Source organism: Neisseria sp. RH3002v2f, from assembly GCF_014596375.1.
Lineage (GTDB): Bacteria > Pseudomonadota > Gammaproteobacteria > Burkholderiales > Neisseriaceae > Neisseria > Neisseria cinerea.
In genome coordinates this window covers 91,268-115,024 of record NZ_MAYZ01000019.1, presented here as the reverse complement: position 1 = coordinate 115,024, position 23,757 = coordinate 91,268, and the positions used below count along the sequence as shown (strand labels likewise).

Genomic DNA, 23,757 nt, shown 5'->3' with positions numbered 1-23,757 from the left:
CGTCTGAAACCATTTACCGTCAAATATTATCAACGCTTTGCCCAGTCAGCGCACGTTGGATGTTGCGGTTCATACGCTTGGCGGCGAAGTTGTCGGTGCTGCGGCTGAGTTTGGCGACGGCAGAGCGGATGTCCTCAGCGTTGCCGTCTTTCAGACTGCCTTGCAAATCAGCGATGTCTCGCTGGATTTGTGCAAGCTCTTCGGCATCCAGCAAATCGCTATCCAACTCAAGGGCGGCGTTAACGGCATCGGTCAGGCTTTCGGCTTCGACTACGGCTTCGGCACGTGCGCGTGCGGCCATGTCTTCGGCGGCGTTGCTCATACTGTCTTTGAGCATTTGGGTGATGGTGCCGTCGTCCAAGCCGTAGGAAGGTTTGACTTCGATTTGCGCCTGTACGCCGGTGCTTTGTTCTTGTGCAGAAACGGACAGCAAACCATCAGCATCAACTTGGAAGGTTACGCGGATACGCGCTGCGCCTGCGGCCATGGGTGGAATGCCGCGCAGGGTGAATTTGGCAAGGCTGCGGCAGTCGGAAACGAGTTCGCGCTCGCCTTGTACGACGTGTATTGTCATGGCAGTTTGACCGTCTTTGAAAGTGGTGAAGTCCTGCGCACGCGCGGTGGGGATGGTAGAATTGCGCGGGATGATTTTTTCGGCGAGTCCGCCGTAGGTTTCCAAGCCGAGCGACAGGGGGGTAACGTCCAGCAGCAGCCATTCGCCATCGGTTTTGTTGCCGGCAAGGACGTTTGCCTGTATGGCGGCACCGAGTGCGACCACTTCGTCGGGGTTGAGGTTGTTCAGCGGGGTTTGGCCAAAGAATGCGGCAACTGCTTGTTGAACGTGCAGCATACGGGTGGAACCGCCGACCATAATCACGCCTTTGATGTCGGCTTTGGTCACGCCTGCGTCTTTCAGTGCCTGTTTCACCGGTTCTATGGTTTTTTGCACCAAATTTTGCGTCAGGTGGTGAAACTCTTGGCGGGTAATGACGGTATGAACTTTATGGCCGTCTGAAAGTGTGGTTTCGATGACGGCTTCGGTTTGAGTGGTCAGTTTTTCTTTGGCGCTACGGACAAGGGAAAGCAGAAGTTGGCTGTCTTGTTCGTTGAGTTTGGAAAGGTCGTTTTGTTCGAGCAGGTAGCAGAACAAACGATGGTCGAAGTCATCGCCGCCCAATGCGCTGTTGCCACCAGTGGCTTTAACTTCAAACAAGCCTTTAGTCAGTTGCAATACGGATACGTCGAATGTACCGCCGCCCAAGTCGTAAACGACAAATGTGCCTTCTGAGGCGTTATCCAGTCCGTAGGCGATTGCGGCGGCAGTCGGTTCATTAAGGAGGCGCAAGACATTTAATCCTGCCAAGCGCGCGGCATCTTTGGTGGCTTGGCGTTGGGCATCATCGAAATAGGCGGGAACGGTAATAACAGCACCAACCAAATCGCCGCCTAAAGTTTCTTCGGCACGCGATTTGAGGGCTTTGAGAATTTCAGACGACACTTCGATAGGCGTTTTGGCACCTTGACGCGTGTGCAATTCGATAACGCGTTGATTTTCACCGAAACGGTAAGGCAGGTAATGAGCATCACGATGCAAATCGGCAAGTGTCCGCCCGATAAGCCGTTTGGCAGAGCTAATGGTGTTCAGCGGATCGGCTTTTTGTGCGGCAAGCGCAGCACGCCCAACTTCCGTTTCCCCATTTTCCGAATAACGGACAACGGAAGGCAGCGTAATACGGCCGCTTTCATCAGGCAGGCAGGCCGAACTTCCGCTGAGTACGGCAGCAACCAGGCTGTTGGTCGTACCCAGGTCTATTCCTACTGCAAGGCGGCGCTGATGGGGAGCCGGGGACATGCCGGGTTCGGAAATCTGCAAAAGAGCCATGATATGTGTGCCTTTAAATATGATATTTATTGGGATGGGCAGCCATTTTAACAGATTTCGGACAGATAGTTGAGTGGTTTGCTAGGGAATGAAGCATCCGGTTTTAAAATTGCCCTTCCCTGCAAAATACCGATAAAATCCGCCTTTTACTTTCGCCTTAAGGAACACGCCGTGCAAGGACTCGACTATTGCCGTCAGAAAGCAGAAGAAAGCCGCTCCAGTTTTTTGTCGGGCTTTCGTTTCCTGCCACAGGAAAAACGGGATGCGATAACGGTTTTGTATGCCTTTTGCCGCGAATTGGACGACGTGGCCGACGATTGCTCCGATCCGAATGTGGCGCAGGCAACGCTGAACTGGTGGCGCGGCGATTTAGACAGAATTTTCTGCGGCATGATGCCGGAACATCCGATCAATCAGGCCTTGAGGCAAATAAAGGAAACGTTCGACCTGCCGAAATATGAATTAGAAGCATTAATCGACGGGATGCAGATGGATTTGGTTCAAGCCCGTTACGGCAGTTTTGAAGAATTGAAACTGTATTGCCACCGCGTCGCAGGCGTAGTCGGCTGTCTGATTGCCCGAATTTTAGGGTTTTTAGACAATCAAACACTGGAATACGCCGACAAGATGGGGCTTGCCTTACAATTGACAAACATTATCCGAGATGTCGGCGAAGACGCTCGTAATGGGCGGATTTACCTGCCAATGGAGGAAATGCAGCGGTTTGATGTCCCTGCAAGTATGATTTTGCAGTGCCGGCCAACAGAAAATTTCACCGAATTGATGGCATTCCAAATAAAACGTGCGCGTGAAACCTATCGTGAAGCCGTATCTCTCCTACCAGCCACAGATAAAAAATCACAAAAGGCAGGATTGGTTATGGCGGCGGTTTATTACGCACTTTTAAACGAAATAGACTTTGACGGCGTACAAAATGTCCTGACCTATAAGATTGCCATTCCTTCCCCGCGTAAAAAACGCATTGCCTTAAAAACCTGGTTATTCGGATTTAAACCATGAAGATTTTGCAAAACCGCCCGAAAATTGCCGTCATCGGTGCAGGCTGGGCAGGATTGTCCGCCGCCGTAATGCTGGCTCGCGATACCGACCTTACCCTGTTCGAAGCCGGTCGACAACCGGGCGGCCGGGCACGCACCTTGACAGGTGACAACCACGGATTCAGTTTTTTAGACAACGGGCAGCATATCCTACTGGGTGCATATCACGGCGTATTGCGCCTAATGAAAGAAATCGGCTCCAACCCTAAAACCGCCTTTCTACGCCTGCCTCTGCAGTGGCATATGCACGAAGGCCTGCAATTCCGTACCCGCTTCCTGCCAGCTCCGCTTCACATTTTAAGCGGAGTGTTGTTGGCAAGACACTTCCCTTTTACATTCAAAACCAAACTGCTTTCCGATATGTCCAGCCTGCAAAAGTTTGCACGTTCCGACCAGGCTGACATGACGGTCGGGCAATGGCTGCGGCAACAAAATACCCCCCGCGCCGCCATTGCACAATTTTGGCAGCCGCTTGTATGGGGCGCACTCAATACACCTTTGGAAAATGCAAGCCTGCGTATATTGTGCAACGTGTTATCCGACGGCGTTTGGACAGGGAAATCCGGCAGCGACTATCTTTTACCCAAGCAGGATTTAGGTATGATTGTTGCCGAACCCGCACTGGCAAAACTCAGGCATTTCGGTGCGGATATCCGTTTAGAAACCCGGGTATGCCGTCTGAAAACCTTGCCTGACGGCAGGGTATCGGTAAACGGGGAATTTTTCGATGCCGCAGTTCTCGCCGTTGCACCCTATCATGCCACGGCACTCCTGCCTGAAGATACACCCGAACACATTCTGTCCGGCTATCAAAACCTGCATTATCATGCCATTACCACCGTCTATCTGCGTTATGCCGACCCCATCCGCCTACCTGCACCACTGACCGGACTTGCCGACGGAACGGCACAATGGCTGCTCAGCCGCGGGACACTCGGACTGTCCCCAAACGAAGTATCCGCCGTTATCAGCGTTTCCGATCACGTCGGTACATTTACCGGACAAGTGTGGGCGGAAAAAATCCACACCGACGTCAAGCGCATCTGCCCCTATTTAAACGAACCCGAAGCCGTCCGCGTCATTACCGAAAAACGCGCAACAACCTCTGCAACCGCCAATTCCCCATTGCCTGATTTGACCTGGCTGCACCGACACCGAATCTACCCGGCCGGCGACTACCTCCACCCCCTCTACCCTGCCACGCTTGAAGCTGCGGTACAATCAGGATTTGCAGCGGCAGAAGCATGTCTGCACTATCTGATTACAGTTTGACCGTCAGGGCATGAAGATACTTTACAAGCCGCAACAAAACGTTAAAATACATTATCCCTAAATCTCAAAGGACAACCATGCCGACACTGACCGACAAAACCATATTAGTTACCGGCGCATCACAAGGGCTGGGCGAACAGGTTGCCAAAGCCTATGCGGCAGCAGGCGCGACTGTGATTTTGGTTGCCCGTCATCAGAAAAAACTGGAAAAAGTGTATGACGCGATTGTCGAAGCCGGATACCCCGAACCATTCGCCATCTGCTTTGACCTTATTAGCGCGGAAGAAAAAGAATTTGAACATTTCGCCGCCACTATTGCCGAAGCCACGCAAGGCAAACTAGACGGTATCGTCCATTGCGCCAGCTATTTCTACGCACTATCGCCCCTGGATTTCCAGACCGTCGCCGAATGGGTCAACCAATACCGTATCAACACCGTCGCCCCGATGGGGCTGACCCGCGCCCTCCTTCCCCTGCTGAAACAGTCGCCGGACGCATCCGTTATCTTCGTCGGCGAAAGCCACGGGGAAACCCCAAAAGCCTACTGGGGTGGGTTCGGCGCATCAAAAGCCGCACTGAACTATCTGTGCAAAGTTGCCGCCGATGAATGGGAACGCTTTAGCAACCTTCGCGCCAATGTCCTGATTCCGGGCCCCATCAATTCCCCCCAACGCATCAAATCCCATCCGGGTGAAGCAAAAAACGAACGTAAAAACTACGAAGACGTACTCCCGCAATTTGTCTGGTGGGCAAGTTCCGAAAGTAAAGGAAGAAGCGGCGAAATCGTTTACCTCTAAAACTGCAGCCCCTTCAAAAACAGGTACCGTATCTGCCCCATTTTTCAGACGGCATCAGAAACCTTCCCGCATCCTCCCGCCCTTTCTCCCCTTTTAAGCTGCCGTCTTCCATGCCCCGATACAGGTACTGCGGAAGCCGGCAACTTAAAAGAACCATCAGCATAAAAATTACGGAAAAGCAGTGTGTCAGCCCGACACCAGCCTTATTTCCTAACCTGAAAATCATTCGGCCTGAAAAATAGCCGAATCCCGTATAAGAAAACACAACCCTATACGAATAAAGTATCTTGACTAGAATTTACATACAAATAATAATGGTTTTATTATCCTTTCATCCTATGGAGCGAACTTCATGACAAAAATTTCTACCGTGGTTGCCTTCTCTGTTGCCTCTATATTATTGGCAGGCTGCGCAACCGAATCTTCACGCAGCCTTGAAGTTGCAAAAGTTGATTCCTACAACACGCAATACCACGGCGTACGGACTCCGATTTCCATCGGTACTTTCGACAACCGCTCCAGCTTCCAAAAAGGTATTTTCTCCGACGGTGAAGACCGTCTGGGCAGTCAGGCAAAAACCATTTTGGTTACACACCTTCAACAGACCAACCGTTTCAACGTACTGAACCGCACCAATTTGAGCGCGTTAAAACAAGAATCCGGCATTTCCGGCAAAATGCAAAACCTAAAAGGTGCCGACTATGTCGTTACCGGTGATGTAACCGAGTTCGGACGCAAGGATGTCGGCGACCAGCAGCTTTTCGGCATTTTGGGTCGGGGAAAATCACAAGTCGCTTATGCGAAGGTTGCTTTAAATATCGTTAATGTCAAAACTTCCGAAATCGTTTACTCCACTCAAGGAGCAGGAGAATATTCACTCTCCAACCGCGAAGTTATCGGCTTTGGCGGCACTTCCGGCTACGATGCGACTCTAAACGGTAAAGTTTTGGATTTGGCTATCCGTGAAGCAGTCAACAACCTAGTTCGGGCAATCGACAACGGCTCATGGCAACCTAACCGTTAAGGATAAATCATGAATCCGAAAACTCTAATCCGCTTACCGCTGTATGCCGCAGTTTTGGCTTTGACCGCCTGCGGCGGCAGCGGACAAAAAGCCCTGTATTATTACGGCGACTATCCCGATACCGTCTATGAAGGTTTGAAAAACAATGATACTTCGTTGGGCAAACAAACCGAAAAAATGGAGAAATACTTTAAGGAAGCCGAAAGCAAAAAAATGAATGTTGCGCCCGGCGCGCATGCACACTTGGGATTGCTGCTTTCCCAAATGGGAGACAGATCCGGAGCCTTCCGACAATTTGAAGAAGAGAAAAAACTGTTTCCCGAGTCGCGTGCATTTATGGATTTCCTGATGAAAACCGATAAAGGAGGCAAACGATGAAACAATGGATTTTAGGGCTTGCCGCCGTTCTGACCTTGTCTGCCTGCCAAGTTCAAAAAGTTCCCGATTTCGACTATTCCGCTTTTAAAGAAAGCAAACCGGCCTCTATTTTGGTGGTTCCGCCTTTAAATGAATCACCCGACGTCAATGCGACTTGGGGCATGTTGGCTTCAACGGCTTTACCGCTCTCCGAAGCCGGCTATTACGTCTTCCCGGTTGCGGTTGCGGAGCAAACATTCAAACAAAACGGATTGACCAATGCCGCCGATATTCATGCCGTCCGCCCCGAAAAACTGCATGAGATTTTCGGCAATGATGCGGTTCTATACATTACGGTTACCGAATACGGCACTTCTTACCAAATTTTAGACAGCGTAACCAGCGTATCCGCCAAAGCAAGGCTGGTCGATTCCCGAAACGGGAAAGAGTTATGGTCGGGTACGGTCAATATCAGGGAAGGCAGTAACAATGGCAATAGCGGCTTGCTGGGTGCCTTAGTCGGCGCAATCGTCAACCAGATTGCCAACAACCTGACCGACCGTGGTTATAAGGTTTCCAAAACCGCCGCATACAGTCTGTTGTCGCCATATACCCATAACGGCATCCTGAAAGGTCCCAGGTTTGTCGAAACTCAATCCAAATAAGCATATGCCGTCTGAACACGCGTAATTTTCAGACGGCATTGGCAAGACCGGATATTTTAAAATAGTTCTGACTGAAATCAGACGGTTGCTTTCATATCCCGATAAGGTTCGGATTCTGTATTTTGCAGAATCTGAACCTTTTATTTAAACTGTGCGCAACGTATTCATATACCCAATCAACCGCACAATATCCCCGCCGGACGGACGGTATTTTTAAAATCCGAATAGAAAATGTTTACCGCGTGCGTCTTTTTAAAAGAGCATTTAAAACCATAAGGGATTTTCTATGCAAAAATGGCAAATCGAGCTTTATTCCACGCCGTCTTGGTTGTTGCAGACCTTATTGATGGTCGCCGCAGCCTCGGCGGTTATTCTGTTTTTTGCCCGCAACACACGCTTCGGGCGCGAGTTTGGCTATATCCTTCGCCTGTGCCTGACGCCGAAAAGTACGGTCAAAGTTTTGCTGCTGATTACGGCGATGATTACGCTGCTGTTAACCGAAGTGCGGCTGAATGTGTTGAGCACCTTTATGTCCAAAGGGCTTTACGATTCGATGCAGGATTTGAACGCCTCCGCGTTTTGGATGTTTGCAGCAATGAACGCAGGCGTGGTGTTGATACGGGCGTTTAACAATGTCGTCAACGACTTTCTCGATCAAGGTTTGGCGATTAAATGGTCGGAGCGGCTCAATGAAGTTTTGACTTCACGCTGGCTTGCCGACAAAAACTACTACCGCCTGCAAATGCGCCGCCATGCACCGGACAATATCGACCAACGTATCCAACAGGACGCGCAGGATTTCATCGCTTCGACCATAGAATTTGTACGCGGCATGGTCAATTCGGTCGTTACCTCGCTGGAGTTTGCCGTTGTTTTGTGGGGCTTGGCAGGCATCCTGACCGTGTTCGGCTTTGACATTCCGCGCGGCATTGTTTGGTTCGTCTTTATTTTCGTGATTTTAGCGACCTTTATCGCCATGTGGATAGGCAACCCATTGATTCGTTACAACTATGAAAACGAAAAGCTCAACGGCGACTACCGTTATTCCCTTGTCCGCGTACGCGACCACGCCGAAAGCGTGGCGTTTTACAGCGGCGAAAAACACGAACACGACCAGCTTTCCGACCGCTTCAAAGCCATTATCCGCAACCGTTGGCGCATTGCGCGGCAAAGCGTCTGCCTGAGCGGCTTTAACGATATGTTCACCAACGGCATCAAACTCTTCCCCATTATTTTGCAAGCCCCGCGCCTGTTTGCCGGACAAATTAAAATCGGCGACATCCAGCAGACTGTCCAAGCCTTCGCACGACTGCAAAACGCCCTGTCCTTCTTTCGGATGTTCTACAACAAATTCACTGCCTACCGCGCCCGATTAGAGCGTCTGTACGGCTTCTTGCTGAGTACGGAAGAGAAACACACCACGCGGCAACCCGACCTAACCGAAGTTTCAGACGGCCTGATCTTGGAAAACGTTGCCCTATACCGCCACAACGGCGAAGTTTTATTAGATGGTATCCACATCAACCTCAAAAGCGGCGATTCCCTACTGATACGCGGCCCGAGCGGTTGCGGCAAAACCTCGCTGCTGCGCGCGCTGGCGGGGCTTTGGCCTTTCGGCTGCAGCGGCAAAGTCAGCCATCCGCCGCATCAAGACATCCTCTTCCTGCCGCAACGTCCGTACACGGCGCAAGGCAGCCTGCGCGATGCGATTTGTTATCCTGACATCGACAAACAGCATCCGGAGCTAATCGAAGCCATGAATACTTGTCGATTAGGTTATCTGGTTGATAAATTGGATAAACCCGACGACTGGCAACACAAACTCTCCCCGGGCGAACTGCAACGTGTCGCCTTCGTCCGCGCCCTGCTCTCGCAGCCCAAAGTTATCCTGCTCGATGAAGCCACCGCCGCTTTGGACGAACCGACCGAAGCCATGCTCTACCGAGTCTTAAAGCAAAAACTGCCCGACAGCATCATCATCAGCATCGGACACCGCAGCACGCTCGATCAGTTCCATGACGGCAGTACCCATGTCGGCAACATTGACTGCAATTAGAATAATGCTGCAGGTTTTCTGAGCATACGTTTTCAAATTGATAAAGCACGCTGAAACAACGTACAATAAACCTATCTGCCAACCTCTGAAATGCTGCACCGTGAACCAGCTTATTTTTGATTTTGCCGCACACGACTACCCAAGTTTCGACAAATTCCTCGGCACGGAAAATGCGGAGCTGGTCTATGTCCTCCAACACAAACACGGACAGTTCATCTATGTTTGGGGAGAAGAAGGCGCGGGGAAAAGCCACCTTTTGCAGGCATGGGTCGCACAAGCACTCGAAGCCGGAAAAAATGCCGTCTATGTCGATGCCGCCGCCGAACCGCTTACCGACTCCGCGCTCGATGCCGACTATCTCGCCATCGACCAAGTCGAAAGACTGGGAAACGAAGAGCAGGCACTGCTTTTTTCCATCTTCAACCGTTTCCGCAATAGCGGAAAGGGCTTTTTACTGCTCGGCTCGGAATCTACGCCCCAACAGCTCGTTATCCGCGAAGACCTCCGCACGCGTATGGCATACTGCCTCGTTTACGAAGTTAAATCACTGACAGACCGAGAAAAAATCGATGCTCTCGTCAGCATGGCGGCAGCACGCCAAGTTACCATAGACCCCGAAATCTTCGAATACCTGCTCAACCACTGGCGGCGGGATATGGACAGTCTGATGGATATGCTCGACACGTTGGACAACTACGCCGTAACCATGGGCAAACGCATCACGCTGCCGCTTTTGCGCCAGCTCTTAAAACAACAGGAAAACCGATGAAAAACCTTGCTATCTTCGATCTCGACAACACACTCATCAACATCGATTCCGGCCATGCCTGGTCGGCGTTCCTCATTAAGAAAATGCCGGACGATGCTGCCCAAACCGAGGCGCAAAACGAAAAATTCTACCGCGACTACCAAAACGGCTGTCTCGACATCGACGCCTTCTGCAAATTCCACCTTGCTCCGCTCGCCCGTTACAGCAAAGAAGAGCTGGCGGAATTTCACCGCGAATTTATGGCGGAATACATTATCCCCCATATCTCGCCCATGCAGCGTATGCTTGTGCAGAGCCACCAAATGGCCGGCGACGAAACCCTCGTTATCTCCTCAACCAACGAATTCATCATTACCCCCATCTGCCACCTTTTCGGCATTACCAATATCATCGGCACGCAACTCGAAACCGGTACCGACGGCCGCTACACCGGCAACTACATCGGCACACCCAGCTTTAGGGAAGGAAAAATCACCCGTCTGAACCAATGGCTTGCCGAACGTGGCGAAACGCTCGAAAGCTATGGCAAAACCTATTTTTACAGTGATTCCAAAAACGACCTGCCGCTGCTGAGTCTCGTCAACGAACCCGTTGCCGTCAACCCTGATGCAGAATTGGAACAAGAAGCCAAAGAAAAAGGCTGGCCGGTTTTAAATTTCAAATAACGCCATTCCGTCCGGCAGGTTGAAGCTTCACTGTACGGACGGTAAAATCACGGCTAATCCGGTTTGAGCAACCGGCGACAGCAAGGACTTTCCCATGATTAAAATCAGCACCTGTTTCGATGCCGGCTCCGTCATCGTCAAAAACCTGACCGCCCCCTCCGATATCCGTCTTGCACTGCGCAGCGACAATGCCTCCAATTTTGCGCAGTGGTTCTACTTCAGACTTCAAGGGGCAGCTTATCAAAACTGCATCATGCATTTTGACAATGCGGCAGATGCCGCTTATCCCAAAGGCTGGGAGGACTATCAGGCATGTGCCTCATACGACCGCCGCAACTGGTTCCGTGTGCCGACGAGCTATGAAAACGGCGTACTGACCATCAACCATACCCCGCTGTCCAATAGCGTGTACTACGCCTATTTCGAACCCTATTCCGAAGAGCAGCACCTCAACCTCCTAGGCGATGCTCAAAGCAGCGGGCTTTGCCGCATCGACGACTTGGGCAGCACCGTGCAAGGCCGCGACATCAATCTGCTGACCATAGGCAACCAAGTCGAAAGCGACATGAAAATCTGGATTACCGCACGCCAGCATCCGGGAGAAACCATGGCGGAATGGTTTGTCGAAGGACTGCTCGGCAGGCTGCTCGACCCTCAGGATGCAACCGCGCGCACCCTGCTCGACCGCGCCACGTTCTATATCGTCCCCAACATGAACCCCGACGGTTCGGCACTGGGCAACCTTCGCACCAACGCCGCCGGTGCAAACCTCAACCGCGAGTGGGAAAATCCGACAGTAGAAAAAAGTCCCGAAGTATTCTTCGTGCGTGAAAGAATGCTGGAAACCGGCGTGGATTTGTTTTTGGATATCCACGGCGACGAAGGACTGCCCTTTGTCTTTGTCGCAGGTACGGAAGGCGTGCCGAACTACAATCCGCGCATCGCCGCGTTGGAAGCGCAGTTTAAAAATGCCCTTTTAAACGCGAGCCCAGATTTTCAAGATGAATACGGCTACGAAAAAGACGCGCCCGGTCAGGCCAACATGACCTTGGCGACCAACTGGGTCGGCAACCGGTTCAACTGTCTTGCCTATACGTTGGAAATGCCCTTTAAAGACAACGCCAACCTGCCCGACGACGACTTCGGATGGAACGGCCAACGTTCGTTGCGCCTGGGCGAAGCCGCATTGTCCGCCATCCTCAACGTCATCGGCGATTTGCGCTGAAACCCTTATTGCAGAAATGCCGTCTGAAGCATCATGCCTTTCAGACGGCATTTGAAATTGAAATCAAGGAACATCATGATTACCCATCCCCAATTCGACCCCGTCCTTATCAGTATCGGCCCGCTTGCCGTCCGATGGTATGCCCTAAGCTACATCTTCGGCTTTATCCTTTTCAGCTTTTTGGGCAAGCGCCGCATCGCTCAGGGGAATTCTGTTTTTACTAAAGAATCGCTTGACGACTTCCTGACATGGGGCATATTGGGCGTTATCCTCGGCGGCCGTTTGGGTTATGTCCTGTTTTACAAATTCTCCGACTACCTCGCCCATCCGCTTGATATTTTCAAGGTATGGGAAGGCGGCATGTCGTTTCACGGCGGATTTTTAGGCGTGGTTGCCGCAATGTGGTTGTTCAGCCGCAAACAAAACATCAGCTTCCTCAAACTGATGGATACGGTCGCACCGCTTGTTCCACTGGGTCTCGCTTCGGGACGTATCGGCAACTTCATCAACGGCGAACTTTGGGGACGCATTACCGACATTAACGCATTTTGGGCAATGGGCTTCCCGCAGGCGCGTTACGAAGATGCCGAAGCCGCCGCGCACAATCCTCTTTGGGCAGATTGGCTGCAACAATATAGTATGCTGCCCCGCCATCCCTCGCAGCTTTATCAGTTTGCACTTGAAGGCATCTGCCTGTTCGCCGTCGTTTGGCTGTTCTCTAAAAAACAGCGGCCGACCGGACAAGTCGCCTCGCTCTTCCTCGGCGGTTATGGCGTATTCCGCTTCATTGCCGAATTCGCACGCCAACCCGACGATTATCTCGGCCTCCTTACCTTGGGGCTGTCGATGGGTCAGTGGCTGAGCGTCCCCATGATTGTTTTGGGTATAGCCGGCTTCATCTTTTTCGGCAGCAGGAAAAATTAAACCTTCTTGATAAAAATGCCATCTGAAACTTAAATTTTAAGTTTCAGACGGCATTTTTATTCCGCTTGAACCATCAATTTTTACCGCAACACGCCTTGTATTTCCTGCCGCTGCCGCACGGACAGGGATCATTCCTGCCTGTTTTTTCTCCCTCCCTGCGGACGGTTTGCGGTTTATTGATGACTGCCTGCCAGTAGCGGTAGATATCCGCCAATGCATAAGGCAACTCAGATTCCAGCTCCGCCAGCTCGCCTTCTGTGAATTGCAGACGGATAGAGCCGTTGTCCTCTTCATCGTAAATACCGCCCAATGCCATGATGGGATAAAACAACTCTTCAAACTCTTCATCATCGACGGCTTCAAACCAATCGGTTGGCACAATATCCAAACCGTAAAGATAAGCATTGCACCATGTGTAAAAATCGCTGCCGCCGTCTTCGTTTTCATACAGCCACAAATCGGGCAGTTTTTTATCCGATATGGAGCCGACCGTATCCATCGCCATTGTCAAAACCAAACGTTCTATTTCAGAACGTTCGCTGGCTGTAAATTGCGACTCGTCGCCCAACACTTCGGGCAGCCAATCGCGCGGCGCCAATTTGTCCGGCCCGCTCAATAGGGCCATCATAAAACCTTGAACTTCGTCACAGCGCATGGTATTGCCCTGTTCGCTTTTGGCATCCAACAATTCGCTCAACCGCTGTTTAGACGCTTCGGTAAATTTTTGGGAATCCATCATTTAACCTTTTAAAATGGGTTTAATACCTAATTATAATCGCAATATGCCGTCTGAAGCGTTTTCTACTTCAGACGGCATAACTTTCGCCCAACCGTTAAATCGTACCGCTGCCTTGCGCTTTCGGTTTGGCAGAACCAAATTCCAGTTTGCTCAAGGCGGAGAGGTAGGCTTTGGCAGTGGCGACCAAAACGTCGGTATCCGCGCCCTGACCATTGACGACGCGGTTGCCGCGCGCCAAACGGACGCTGGTTTCGCCTTGGCTTTCCGTGCCTTGCGTTACGGCATTGACGGAATAAATCTGTAAAGTCGCGCCGCTTTGCGCCACGCTCTCAATCGCTTTGAAAATCGCGTCGACAGGGCCGGAGCCTGTGGCAGAAGCGCGTTTTTCTTCACCTTTGATGCTGAATACGATGTCGGCGCGCGGTTCTTCGCCAGTTTCGGTGCTGATTTTTTGGGAGATGAATTTGTAGCTCTCGGCGTTCATGCTGCCCATTTCGTCGGACACCAGCGCGTGCAGGTCTTCATCGAAGATTTCGCGTTTTTTGTCGGCAAGTTCTTTAAAGCGGGCAAAAGCAGCATTCAACGCTTCTTCGCTTTCCAATTCGATACCCAAATCTGCCAGCTTGGTTTTGAAGGCGTTTCGGCCGGACAGTTTGCCCAACGTCAGGCGGTTGGTTGACCAGCCGACCGATTCGGCAGTCATGATTTCATAGGTTTCGGGGTGTTTCAACACGCCGTCCTGATGAATGCCTGATTCATGTGCAAAGGCGTTTGCGCCGACCACAGCCTTGTTGGGCTGAATCGGATAGCCGGTAATGGTGGACACCAGTTTGGATACCGGCACGATTTGCGTGGTGTCAATACCGGTTTCCAAGCCGAACAAATCATGGCGCACTTTCAACGCCATCACGATTTCTTCAAGGCTGGCATTACCCGCGCGTTCGCCCAAGCCGTTGATGGTGCATTCCACCTGGCGCACGCCTGCCTGAACGGCGGCCAGCGAGTTGGCAACCGCCATACCCAAATCGTTGTGGCAGTGGGTCGACCAGACTACTTTGTCGCCGTTGGGCACGCTTTTAATGATGTTGCTGATACGTTCGTACCAAACGGAAGGGATGGAGTAGCCGACGGTATCGGGAATATTGATGGTGGTCGCACCCGCTTCGATAACCGCCGTAAAGATTTTGGCGAGGAAGTCCAAATCCGAACGCACGGCGTCTTCGGCGGAAAATTCCACATCGTCGGTGTATTCTTTGGCGATTTTCACCGCTTTCACTGCCGCATCAATCACCTGCTGCGGCTTCATTTTCAGTTTGTGCTCCATGTGGATGGGGCTGGTAGCGATGAAGGTATGGATGCGTTTTTTCGGAGCGGGGGAAACGGCTTCACCTGCCTTACGCACATCGTTTTCAACAGCACGCGCCAACGAGCAGACTGTGGATTTGGTGATGATTTTGGCAATCGCATTGACCGATTCGAAATCGCCCGGGCTGGCGGCGGCAAAACCTGCCTCAATGACGTCCACGCCCATTTTCTCCAACTGGCGGGCAATGCGGATTTTCTCCTCTTTGGTCATGGATGCACCGGGCGACTGCTCGCCATCGCGCATGGTGGTGTCGAAAATAATTACGCGGTTGGTCTGTGTCATTTCTGTTCTCTCCAGAGATTCATTTTTTTGTAAAAAAGCATTCAAATCCAGCGGTCTGCCTTGCGCTTCCGCCAGCGCCGTCAGCTTTTGCAGTTGCGCCAAGGGCAGCGACCCGCGCGTGCGCCATTTATAGATGGCAGCAGTCGTCGCGGCATTTTCGGGATCGTGCTGTTTCAACGCTTCGGCAAGTGCATTCACGCCGCCGAAATAAGCAACTAAGCGATCAATGTCTAATTGCATGATGTTCCTTGTCCAAACTTTATCGAAATTATGGTTTGCTTTGGAAGGGAATTATACGCATTTTAGACAAAACGACAATCTATTTTTCTAAAAATACGGATTTACTTTTTAAATCCAGAATTATTTTATACATTTTGTCCATTTTACCTGATGAAAAAATAATGTTTGTTACGAAAACCAATAAAGCAAGACTAATTAAGCGGCAATAAGCCAAATGTCAGACATCTGATAACAATACAATAAAATATAAAATCCTTATTTAAAATCAGCATATTAGTCAAACTATTCCCTGCACCTTCTTTTCCATTCAAATTCAAACTATTACTCCCTAGCATCAGCACACCGCACCATATCAACATAAATCAAGTTTGGTTTCTTAAAATCCGTTTCAGAAGGATTCTGTACACTTTTTAAAAGCTTGACCACTTATCGCACCTACAGACTTCGGCGTCCTGTAATGCATAAGGACAAAGAAAGCAATGGTTAGCATCGACTTAAAAATTCACAGCACTTTATAGAACCTGAGCATGGGATGCCCAACACCATGGGTTGCAGAAAAATATAAGTATAAGCCCTGAAATCATAGGAACTTTTTGAATGACCCGTATTCAAATGTCCGCAAAAAATGCCGTCTGAAACCTTCAGACGGCATTTTTATATTTATCAAGCTGCCCGTATCATAGATTATCCGAAGGAACCAAAATGGTACGGTTGCCGTTGTGTTCCGGTGCAGATACGATACCTGCCGCCTCCATCTGGTCAATCAGTCGCGCGGCACGGTTGTAGCCGATACGCAATGCCCGTTGAACACCTGAAATACTGGCTTTGCGTGTTTTTAAAACAACAGATACGGCCTCATCGTACATCGGGTCGGACTCACCTTCGCTGCTCCGGCCAATTCCCGGCAAATCGTCAGTCATACCGCTGCTCAAGATATCATCGATATACTCAGGCTCTCCAAACTGTTTCAAATATTCGACGACGCGGTGCACCTCATCATCGGAGGCAAATGCGCCGTGTACCCGTTGCGGGTAACCCGTACCGGGCGGCAGGAAAAGCATATCGCCTTGTCCGAGCAGGTTTTCTGCACCCATTTGGTCAAGAATCGTACGGCTGTCGATTTTGCTGGATACTTGGAAGGCAATGCGTGTCGGAATATTTGCCTTAATCAATCCCGTAATCACATCAACGCTGGGCCGTTGCGTAGCAAGGATCAGATGGATGCCGGCAGCACGGGCTTTTTGTGCGAGACGCGCAATCAATTCTTCGATTTTCTTGCCCGCCGTCATCATCAAATCGGCAAACTCATCAACTACGACTACGATAAACGGTAGTTTTTCCAAAGGCTCGGGATCGTCGGGAGTCAGGCTGAACGGGTTGGCAATTTTCTCACCCCGGGCGGAAGACTCGGCAACTTTTTGGTTGAAACCGGCCAAGTTGCGCACACCTAAATGGCTCATCAGGCGGTAGCGTTTTTCCATTTCGTTGACACACCAGTTCAGCGCGTTTGCCGCCAGCTTCATATCGGTAACAACCGGCGCGAGAAGGTGGGGGATGCCTTCGTAAATGCTCAATTCAAGCATTTTCGGATCAATCATAATCATGCGCACGTCTTCAGGCGTAGCCTTAAAGAGCATGGACAGAATCATCGCGTTAACACCTACCGATTTACCCGATCCGGTAGTACCTGCAACCAACAGATGCGGCGCTTTGCCTAAGTCGGTAACGACGGGCTGGCCGGTAATGTCCTGACCGAGGGCGAGCGTCAGCTTGGATTTGGATTCTGCAAATGCGGGCGAATTGAAAATTTCGCTCAGACGTATCATTTGCCGCTTAGGATTGGGCAGCTCCAAGCCCATGCACGTTTTGCCGGGTATGGTTTCGACAACGCGGATAGAGGCAACGCCGAGCGAACGCGCCAAATCTTTTTCCAGATTCAAAACGGAATTGCCGCGTACGCCGACATCCGGCTCGATTTCATAACGTGTAATGACAGGGCCGGAATATGAATCGACAACTTTAACCTTAACCCTGAACTCAGCCAGTTTTTCTTCAATGGTAATGCTGTTTTCAAGCAGCTCCTCTTCCGTCTGGGTTGCTTCAGGATCAAACAGCGGCGGTAAAAGCAGGTCGGTCGTCGGCAGGTGTTCGTTCGGCACATCATCCTCTGCGCCCTGCAATTCGGCCTCATCTATTTCAGGATAAGGTACCTGCTGGAACTCATGCTCTGACGGCATACCTGCAAACGGATACGCCAAACGCCCTTCATGCTCGAAAACTTCGGTTTCTGATAGATATTCTCCGTTTTGCCCCTCTTCGGCACATTTTGCTCCTCCGTCCGGGCAGGTATCGGCTTCCCCGTCTTGCCGATCCTCAATAATATCGCCGGCGAGACGAGCGTTTTCGGCAATAAGGCCGGCCTGTACACGCTCAAATCCGGCAGGCAGCTCATATGTACGGTTATAAATTTCCGTAACGGGCGGAGGCGGCGGGATATCGATTTCGGGTCTGGAAACTTCCGGCACCTCCGGAGGTTCGACTACCCATGCATCCGGTGCGGCAGGTTCTTCAATATAGATATCGGCAGTATCATCAGAAAGCAGGCCTTCACGTCCGATTGAAATCTCTTCCGCCGTGATACTTTCCAATTCAGGCGGCATTTCGAAGTCAGACTTTACAATATGCTCCGGCTTATCTTGATTTTCCATTATCAAGCGTGAAATCCGAGCTTCTGCCGAAACGGTTGCCTTATTGGGTTCTTTCAAGTTTAAAGAAACACGGCGACGGTCAATATTAGGGACGATGATGCCGTCTGAAGGAGACTGTTTCTGAGGAGTGCCTGAGTAACTTGCCTCCGTCGGCTTCTTTACAAGACCTTCATGCTGGCGGAACGGCATGTTCCGTACGTCTTCGGCTTTAATCTCAACAGGAGGGGACGGGTGTTTTTTTTCAAAATACGGTTCGAACGCATAATCCGCAGGTTCGGCTAATGCTTTCTTACCTTCGTCGAAGAAACGGGAACGCGTGCGTTGAAGCACGGGATCGTCCAAACCGATAATAGGCAGCCCTTCCATCGGTTTCTCGGAAACGCGGACTTTAGAACCCAATTCATCATTTTTTTCAAATGTATCGATATAACTGATTTGCCCTTCTTTTTCGGCGGCATTGTTTAAAGAACGGGTCGCTTCCTCCAAAGTAATTTCTTTCAAAGCCGGACGCACGGGCATAATGATGCTTTCAGACGGCATGGGACTTTCACCCTCCTCCCGATTGGAAGGAATGCATCGGTTGCCGATTACCGCAGATGAAATATCCTCCGCATTAACAGCCTCATCCCCCTCATCTTCCTCCATTGCCTTGTCCGCATATCCGGAAGATGCCGCCACAGCTTCCGAATCAGACGAAGCAGGCTTATCAGGTTCGGACTCATGTGCCAGATAATTCCGGCAAAAACGGACAATATTAACGGAAAGCCAGCATACCGCCGCTTTGACCGCATGAAAAATCATCAGGCCAAGCTCGAGAAAATTAGGCATCCTGTCTTGGATTTCAGGTGATTCCGCCTGTTGCCCCCCTTTATTTTCCTGCCATTCAGAAACTTCACGCACCCATTCCCTTTCGGACTGTGCTCGGATAAAAAACAAACCCGCAATAGCAAGCAACAAAATAATGATAAGAACTATCCAAAACATATGCAGTTTCCCGCAAAACAAACGATTAAATGAGTATATTTTAACGTGTTTCCATTACAAACAAAACAACCTGACCGACAATTCGGTCAAAATCATTACGGCTTTCTGTTTGCCGCAGGCAGCACTATAATAGACGCCCTCTTATTCATCTTTACGGTATTGGCATGATTTTCCAAACAGTCTGGTTTTCAAATATGCTGCTGGGGGCTTCATGGATTGCACTCATCCTCCTATTGGCAGCTTCCGGACCGTCCGCATACCGTTCGCTTGTCCGCTACCGTTCCGCCGTACCGCTCTGTATCGTTATTTTTTCTGCGGCATGGAGTTTGAACACCGCTGCCGGAGGCGGACAACTTGCCCAAATGAGCTATCACCTGCTCGCCGTCAACCTGGTCGCTCTGATGGTGGATACCTCTGCCGCCCTTTGGCTTGCCTCGATTCTAATGCTTCCATACTGCCTGCTGTTTGCCGGCTCTTCCGGTGCGTATCCTGCAAACGTATTGGTTCTGATTTTGCCCGCACTTGCCGTCAACCGCCTGTCGCGTATGCTGGTCGACCGCCTGCCGCCCAATATTTTTGTCTTTATTTTCCTCAACGGATTTTTGTCTGCCGCTGCCGGCATATTACTGACGGGCATTATCGTAGTTGCCGTTTTAGACGGCATCCATGCGTTCGGGCAGGATGTTTTATGGACTGCCGCCCTGCCTGTATTCATCTTGATTGCATGGGCGGAAGCTTTTCTCAGCGGCATAGCCACCGCCATTTTTGTGGCATTGAAACCCCATTGGATCAATACCTTCGATGACAACCGGTATTTAAAGTCCGACCGCAGCATCTGGCAATAATCTTTCAGACGGCATGGATATGCATAATATGTTCCCCCACATCCTTCCCCTCTCCATTGGAGCAGCATTCGGAGCAACTGCGCGTTGGCTGCTCAACCTCGCCGTTCCCGCATCAATACCTCCGGCCACAGGTAACCTGTTTGCCAACTGGATAGGCGCTTTTCTTATCGGAATCTTTGCCGAAACCGTCAACCACCCGCAATGGAAGCTGCTGCTGATTACCGGTTTTCTCGGCAGCCTGACCACGCTTTCCGGATTTTCGCTGGAAACCGTAACCCTGCTCCAATCGAATCGTCCCGTTTCAGCACTTGCCAATATTTTCCTACACACGGCAGGTTCGCTGCTGCTGACTTGGCTCGGGCTGAAGATAGGGACGGCAGTCAAATAATCGCAAAAAATTGCTTCCTTTGGTTTTGACATAATCTATAAATTGGCTTCGCTTGTTTAAATACTGGCTGTGCCAATTACCGTTCTCAAATTAAGCTGTTAGGTCTATAACAGAGAAAAAGCCTTGGTAGGATAAACCTACCAAGGCTTTTTATTAAAAAAAACGCTCTATTGCTGCGTCTAAAAATGCAAAAAAGTAACCATCATAACCCTTTTGCCAAAATTAATATCATCTATTAATTCATCATGCCATGGATTAATAGATGGTATATAAGAAAGAACCAATAAACTAATAAAACAGTAAAAAAAATTAGTAACAAAGATATTCATTATTAACTATTCTTAAAAATTATCATGTTCGTTTGGGTAATTATCATACCCTTTTCCCTCTTATTACTAAAGCACGAATGACTTTAAAGGACGCGCCCAGAGACAAGCCGAAAAGGCATATCCCATCCGCCAAACAAAATGCCCGCCGATCTACTCCGGCGGGCAAGTCCAACATCCTGTCAATCCTTCATCAACCAGTATTGCAAACCGATTAATGTTTTACCGTCTTTAATTTCATCGTTTGCCAATGCCTGACGGACTTCCTCCTTCGACATCAAGACGGTTTCCGTTATTTCATCTTCATCATTAGAAAGCGTGCTGCCCAAACGCACGCCTTCCGCCTCGAACAGATACATTTTTTCGTTGCAAAAACCGACCGCAGTATAAAAACTGTAAAGCAGGCGTACGCTGTCGGCGGTATAAGGCGTTTCTTCAGCCAGTTCTCGTAAAGCGCATGCCGCCATATCTTCACCCGCCATATCGAATTTGCCGGCAGGCAGCTCTAAAGTTGCCTGATTTGCCGCATAACGCCACTGCCGTACCAAAACCACTTTCCCCTCGTCCGTAACCGCCAAGACACATGCCGCACCGGGATGACGGATGACGATACGCTGCCCTTCGTTACCGTTGGGTAGTCTGACCTTATCCTTGCTGATACTGACAAATTCACCTTCGTACAGGGTTTCCCCGCTTAGTTTCACTTCCCTTAAATCCACTGTATTTCCTTTCTATTTCCAGCCTGCAACTCAATCTTTATCTTTACCGCGTTCGATTTCTACGCCGACTTCCCTTACACCCGGCAAAATACCCGGCTTAACGATTTTTACGCGTACCCATACCGCACCGAAACATCCCAAAACCCAATCCGCAATATATTCGGCCAAAGCCTCTAAAAGCAGGAAGTCCTGTTCTTTCAGCTGTCGGCGCAATGTTTCGCACACTTCGGCATAGTGTACCGTATTGCCTATATCGTCGTCCGCAGCCACTTTTTCAGGGACGCCGATATCCAAATCAATTATTAACGGCTGCAAATGTTCACGTTCCCAACCGTACACGCCGATAAGTGTTTCCGCCCTCATCCCGTGCAAAAAGATTTTATCCATAATCCGACCCGTTTTTTGCTAAAATAACCGCACCATTCTAAGTAAAGTACCGCAAATGTTCAATATACAGACTATTGCCGTTGCCGTTTCCTATTTGATCGGTTCACTCTCTTTCGCCATTATCGTCTCCAAGTATTACGGCATGGACGATCCGCGCACCTACGGCTCTGGCAATCCCGGTGCAACCAATGTTTTACGCAGCGGCAAAAAAAAGGCAGCTGCACTGACACTGTTGGGAGACGCTGCCAAAGGTTGGGCCGCCGTCCTCCTCGCGCGTATGCTTCAAGAACCGCTCGGCTTATCCGAAACGACGGTTGCCGCCGTTGCACTGGCCGCACTGATCGGACATATGTGGCCGGTATTTTTCGGATTTAAAGGCGGCAAAGGTGTGGCAACGGCATTGGGCGTGCTTCTGGCACTCTCTCCCGCAACCGCCTTTACCTGTGCGTTGATTTGGCTTGTTATGGCATTCGGCTTCAAAGTATCCTCTCTTGCCGCATTAACCGCCACAATCGCCGCTCCCCTTGCCGCACTGTTTTTTATGCCGCATACTTCTTGGATTTTCGCAACCCTCGCAATCGCCATATTGGTGTTACTCCGCCATAAGAGCAACATCCTCAACCTGATTAAAGGCAAAGAAAGCAAAATCGGCAGCAGCCGCTGATTTCCCACCCATCCCTGTTTATGCCGTCTGAACCACCGCTTCAGACGGCATCCGAATATCCCGCCGTTTTATTGACCATGCTCAGTTATAGACACGCATTCCACGCCGGCAACCATGCCGACATGCTCAAACATTTCACACTTTTCCTCGTCCTGCAATATTTCAACAAAAAAGACAAACCCTATTGGTATATCGATACGCACGGCGGTGCAGGTTTGTACGATCTCGGCAGCAGCGAAGCACAGAAAGTCGGCGAATACCGCCAAGGCATCAGCCTGATTCGACAAGCGCAAAACCTGCCTGCCGAACTGTCTGACTTTGCTTTGCACATACAAAAAATCCTGCCCTCATCCGAACTTTACTGCGGCTCTCCGTGGCTGGCACAGTCCATGACCCGTACGACCGACAAACTCCGACTGTTCGAATTGCATCCTGCCGATTTCATCCGCCTGCAGAACAATATGAACGAAGTAGGCTTGGGCAAACGCGGACAAGTATTGCGCGAAGACGGTTACAAAGGACTAATTTCCCTGCTGCCGCCCCCGCCGCGCCGTGCCGCCGTCCTCATCGACCCGCCTTATGAGGAAAAACAAGACTACCGGCGCGTGACGGATACACTCAAAACCGCACTGAAACGTTTTGAGTCCGGTTGCTATTTGGTTTGGTATCCCTGTTTAAGCCGCGAAGAAAGCCTGAAACTGCCCGAAGAACTGAAAAAACTTCTGCCCGACAACTATCTTCATACCGAGCTCCACGTGCATACCCCGAAAACCGACGGTTTCGGCATGCACGGCAGCGGAATGTTCGTGATTAATCCCCCTTACCTTTTAGCCGAGCAATTGGCGGCAAATCTCCCCGCCCTGACACGGCTGCTCGCGCAAGACGAAGGCGCGCACTATCTTTTAGACAGCAAAATCCGCTGACTCTCAATGCCGTCCGAACCACCTTTCAGACGGCATCTTCCATCAAGCAAACAAAACCGGACGATATGTTGGCCATATCGTCCGGTTCTGCATAAAACCAGTATTCAAAAATCAGAACACGCTTTTCAACACTCCGACCGTGCCGACCACACCGTTCAGCAGCATCAGACCGCCGGCAGCCGTACCCATACCCTGACGAAGCGCATCATTTTTATTAGCACGTTTTTCACGTTCCAAAGCCAACTCTTCAGAAACATTTTGACGTTGGCGTCGATGCTGAGCCAATTCCGCACGACTAATCCGAGCTTCTGCGCGGTTACGTCCTGCTTTGATTGCGGCCGAATCGTCGCCAATGGCATAGTTGCCTACGGAATTTTCAGAAGCACAAGCAGCAAGCAAAACGGCACACATAGCAACAACGGGAATATTTTTCAAGTTTTTCATACCTGTCCTATTATCTCAAAATAAAGGAAAAAACTAATCTAACCGGCG

General features: G+C 50.4%; 22 protein-coding genes. 15 read left to right on the top strand and 7 right to left on the bottom strand.

Annotated features, from left to right (window positions below; all coding sequences use genetic code 11):
- Positions 1 to 19: 19 nt before the first annotated feature.
- On the bottom strand, positions 20 to 1,882 hold the full coding sequence (hscA, locus tag BBW69_RS03125) for a Fe-S protein assembly chaperone HscA (protein ID WP_188210384.1): 1,863 nt from the start codon (positions 1,880 to 1,882) through the stop codon (positions 20 to 22).
- 171 nt (positions 1,883 to 2,053) lie between these two features.
- Between hscA and hpnD the strand changes: the two genes are divergently transcribed.
- The 11 genes from hpnD to lgt all read left to right on the top strand — a co-directional run bounded on the left by hpnD (position 2,054) and on the right by lgt (position 12,694).
- The gene (hpnD, locus tag BBW69_RS03120) at positions 2,054 to 2,902 is read left to right on the top strand and encodes a presqualene diphosphate synthase HpnD (RefSeq protein WP_107860017.1); all 849 of its coding nucleotides are present in this window, start codon (positions 2,054 to 2,056) and stop codon (positions 2,900 to 2,902) included.
- Positions 2,899 to 4,212 (top strand): hydroxysqualene dehydroxylase HpnE, encoded by a 1,314-nt coding sequence (gene hpnE, locus BBW69_RS03115; RefSeq protein WP_188210383.1) that lies wholly within the window; start codon positions 2,899 to 2,901, stop codon positions 4,210 to 4,212. Before hpnD ends, hpnE begins: the two co-directional genes overlap by 4 nt.
- A 77-nt stretch (positions 4,213 to 4,289) precedes the next feature.
- Positions 4,290 to 5,009, top strand: coding sequence for an SDR family oxidoreductase (locus BBW69_RS03110; protein ID WP_188210382.1), 720 nt, complete (start codon positions 4,290 to 4,292; stop codon positions 5,007 to 5,009).
- Positions 5,010 to 5,361: 352 nt separating this feature from the next.
- Positions 5,362 to 6,033, top strand: a complete 672-nt coding sequence (locus BBW69_RS03105) for a CsgG/HfaB family protein (protein ID WP_188210381.1) — start codon at positions 5,362 to 5,364, stop codon at positions 6,031 to 6,033.
- Positions 6,034 to 6,042: 9 nt separating this feature from the next.
- The gene (locus tag BBW69_RS03100; RefSeq protein ID WP_188210380.1) at positions 6,043 to 6,411 is read left to right on the top strand and encodes a DUF4810 domain-containing protein; all 369 of its coding nucleotides are present in this window, start codon (positions 6,043 to 6,045) and stop codon (positions 6,409 to 6,411) included.
- Positions 6,408 to 7,055: a DUF799 domain-containing protein gene (locus tag BBW69_RS03095; protein WP_188210379.1), complete on the top strand. Its 648-nt coding sequence runs from the start codon at positions 6,408 to 6,410 to the stop codon at positions 7,053 to 7,055. Before BBW69_RS03100 ends, BBW69_RS03095 begins: the two co-directional genes overlap by 4 nt.
- A gap of 286 nt (positions 7,056 to 7,341) precedes the next feature.
- On the top strand, positions 7,342 to 9,111 hold the full coding sequence (locus BBW69_RS03090; RefSeq protein WP_188210378.1) for an ABC transporter ATP-binding protein/permease: 1,770 nt from the start codon (positions 7,342 to 7,344) through the stop codon (positions 9,109 to 9,111).
- Positions 9,112 to 9,211: 100 nt separating this feature from the next.
- Positions 9,212 to 9,880, top strand: a complete 669-nt coding sequence (gene hda / locus BBW69_RS03085; protein WP_188210377.1) for a DnaA regulatory inactivator Hda — start codon at positions 9,212 to 9,214, stop codon at positions 9,878 to 9,880.
- On the top strand, positions 9,877 to 10,545 hold the full coding sequence (locus BBW69_RS03080; protein WP_188210376.1) for an HAD family phosphatase: 669 nt from the start codon (positions 9,877 to 9,879) through the stop codon (positions 10,543 to 10,545). Before hda ends, BBW69_RS03080 begins: the two co-directional genes overlap by 4 nt.
- A gap of 94 nt (positions 10,546 to 10,639) precedes the next feature.
- On the top strand, positions 10,640 to 11,770 hold the full coding sequence (locus tag BBW69_RS03075; RefSeq protein WP_188210375.1) for a carboxypeptidase family protein: 1,131 nt from the start codon (positions 10,640 to 10,642) through the stop codon (positions 11,768 to 11,770).
- A 75-nt stretch (positions 11,771 to 11,845) separates the two neighbouring features.
- Positions 11,846 to 12,694 (top strand): prolipoprotein diacylglyceryl transferase, encoded by an 849-nt coding sequence (gene lgt / locus BBW69_RS03070; protein ID WP_188210374.1) that lies wholly within the window; start codon positions 11,846 to 11,848, stop codon positions 12,692 to 12,694.
- Between the two features lie 73 nt (positions 12,695 to 12,767).
- Here lgt and BBW69_RS03065 read toward each other — a convergent pair whose 3' ends face one another.
- The 3 genes from BBW69_RS03065 to BBW69_RS03055 all read right to left on the bottom strand — a co-directional run bounded on the left by BBW69_RS03065 (position 12,768) and on the right by BBW69_RS03055 (position 19,013).
- Positions 12,768 to 13,430: a YecA family protein gene (locus BBW69_RS03065; RefSeq protein WP_039853955.1), complete on the bottom strand. Its 663-nt coding sequence runs from the start codon at positions 13,428 to 13,430 to the stop codon at positions 12,768 to 12,770.
- A 97-nt stretch (positions 13,431 to 13,527) separates the two neighbouring features.
- A complete protein-coding gene (locus BBW69_RS03060) occupies positions 13,528 to 15,321 on the bottom strand; it encodes a 2-isopropylmalate synthase (protein WP_107960429.1) in 1,794 nt (597 codons plus the stop codon).
- Positions 15,322 to 15,998: 677 nt separating this feature from the next.
- The gene (locus tag BBW69_RS03055) at positions 15,999 to 19,013 is read right to left on the bottom strand and encodes a DNA translocase FtsK (RefSeq protein ID WP_188210373.1); all 3,015 of its coding nucleotides are present in this window, start codon (positions 19,011 to 19,013) and stop codon (positions 15,999 to 16,001) included.
- 164 nt (positions 19,014 to 19,177) lie between these two features.
- Here BBW69_RS03055 and BBW69_RS03050 point away from each other — a divergent pair, with 164 nt between their 5' ends.
- Together BBW69_RS03050 and BBW69_RS03045 are read left to right on the top strand one after the other, a co-directional pair.
- A complete protein-coding gene (locus tag BBW69_RS03050; RefSeq protein ID WP_188210372.1) occupies positions 19,178 to 19,858 on the top strand; it encodes an energy-coupling factor ABC transporter permease in 681 nt (226 codons plus the stop codon).
- A gap of 28 nt (positions 19,859 to 19,886) precedes the next feature.
- Complete coding sequence (locus BBW69_RS03045; RefSeq protein WP_188210474.1) at positions 19,887 to 20,246, top strand: fluoride efflux transporter CrcB; 360 nt, start codon at positions 19,887 to 19,889, stop codon at positions 20,244 to 20,246.
- Positions 20,247 to 20,754: 508 nt separating this feature from the next.
- Here BBW69_RS03045 and BBW69_RS03040 read toward each other — a convergent pair.
- Positions 20,755 to 21,291 (bottom strand): NUDIX hydrolase, encoded by a 537-nt coding sequence (locus BBW69_RS03040; protein WP_188210371.1) that lies wholly within the window; start codon positions 21,289 to 21,291, stop codon positions 20,755 to 20,757.
- Between the two features lie 30 nt (positions 21,292 to 21,321).
- Positions 21,322 to 21,678, bottom strand: a complete 357-nt coding sequence (locus tag BBW69_RS03035; RefSeq protein WP_108043667.1) for a dihydroneopterin aldolase — start codon at positions 21,676 to 21,678, stop codon at positions 21,322 to 21,324.
- Positions 21,679 to 21,733: 55 nt separating this feature from the next.
- Between BBW69_RS03035 and plsY the strand changes: the two genes are divergently transcribed.
- Together plsY and BBW69_RS03025 are read left to right on the top strand one after the other, a co-directional pair.
- Positions 21,734 to 22,342, top strand: a complete 609-nt coding sequence (gene plsY / locus BBW69_RS03030; RefSeq protein WP_188210370.1) for a glycerol-3-phosphate 1-O-acyltransferase PlsY — start codon at positions 21,734 to 21,736, stop codon at positions 22,340 to 22,342.
- Positions 22,343 to 22,419: 77 nt separating this feature from the next.
- A complete protein-coding gene (locus tag BBW69_RS03025) occupies positions 22,420 to 23,265 on the top strand; it encodes a 23S rRNA (adenine(2030)-N(6))-methyltransferase RlmJ (protein WP_188210473.1) in 846 nt (281 codons plus the stop codon).
- A gap of 111 nt (positions 23,266 to 23,376) precedes the next feature.
- Here BBW69_RS03025 and BBW69_RS03020 read toward each other — a convergent pair whose 3' ends face one another.
- Positions 23,377 to 23,709, bottom strand: coding sequence for an NGK_0946 family protein (locus BBW69_RS03020; RefSeq protein ID WP_188210369.1), 333 nt, complete (start codon positions 23,707 to 23,709; stop codon positions 23,377 to 23,379).
- Positions 23,710 to 23,757: the final 48 nt, after the last annotated feature.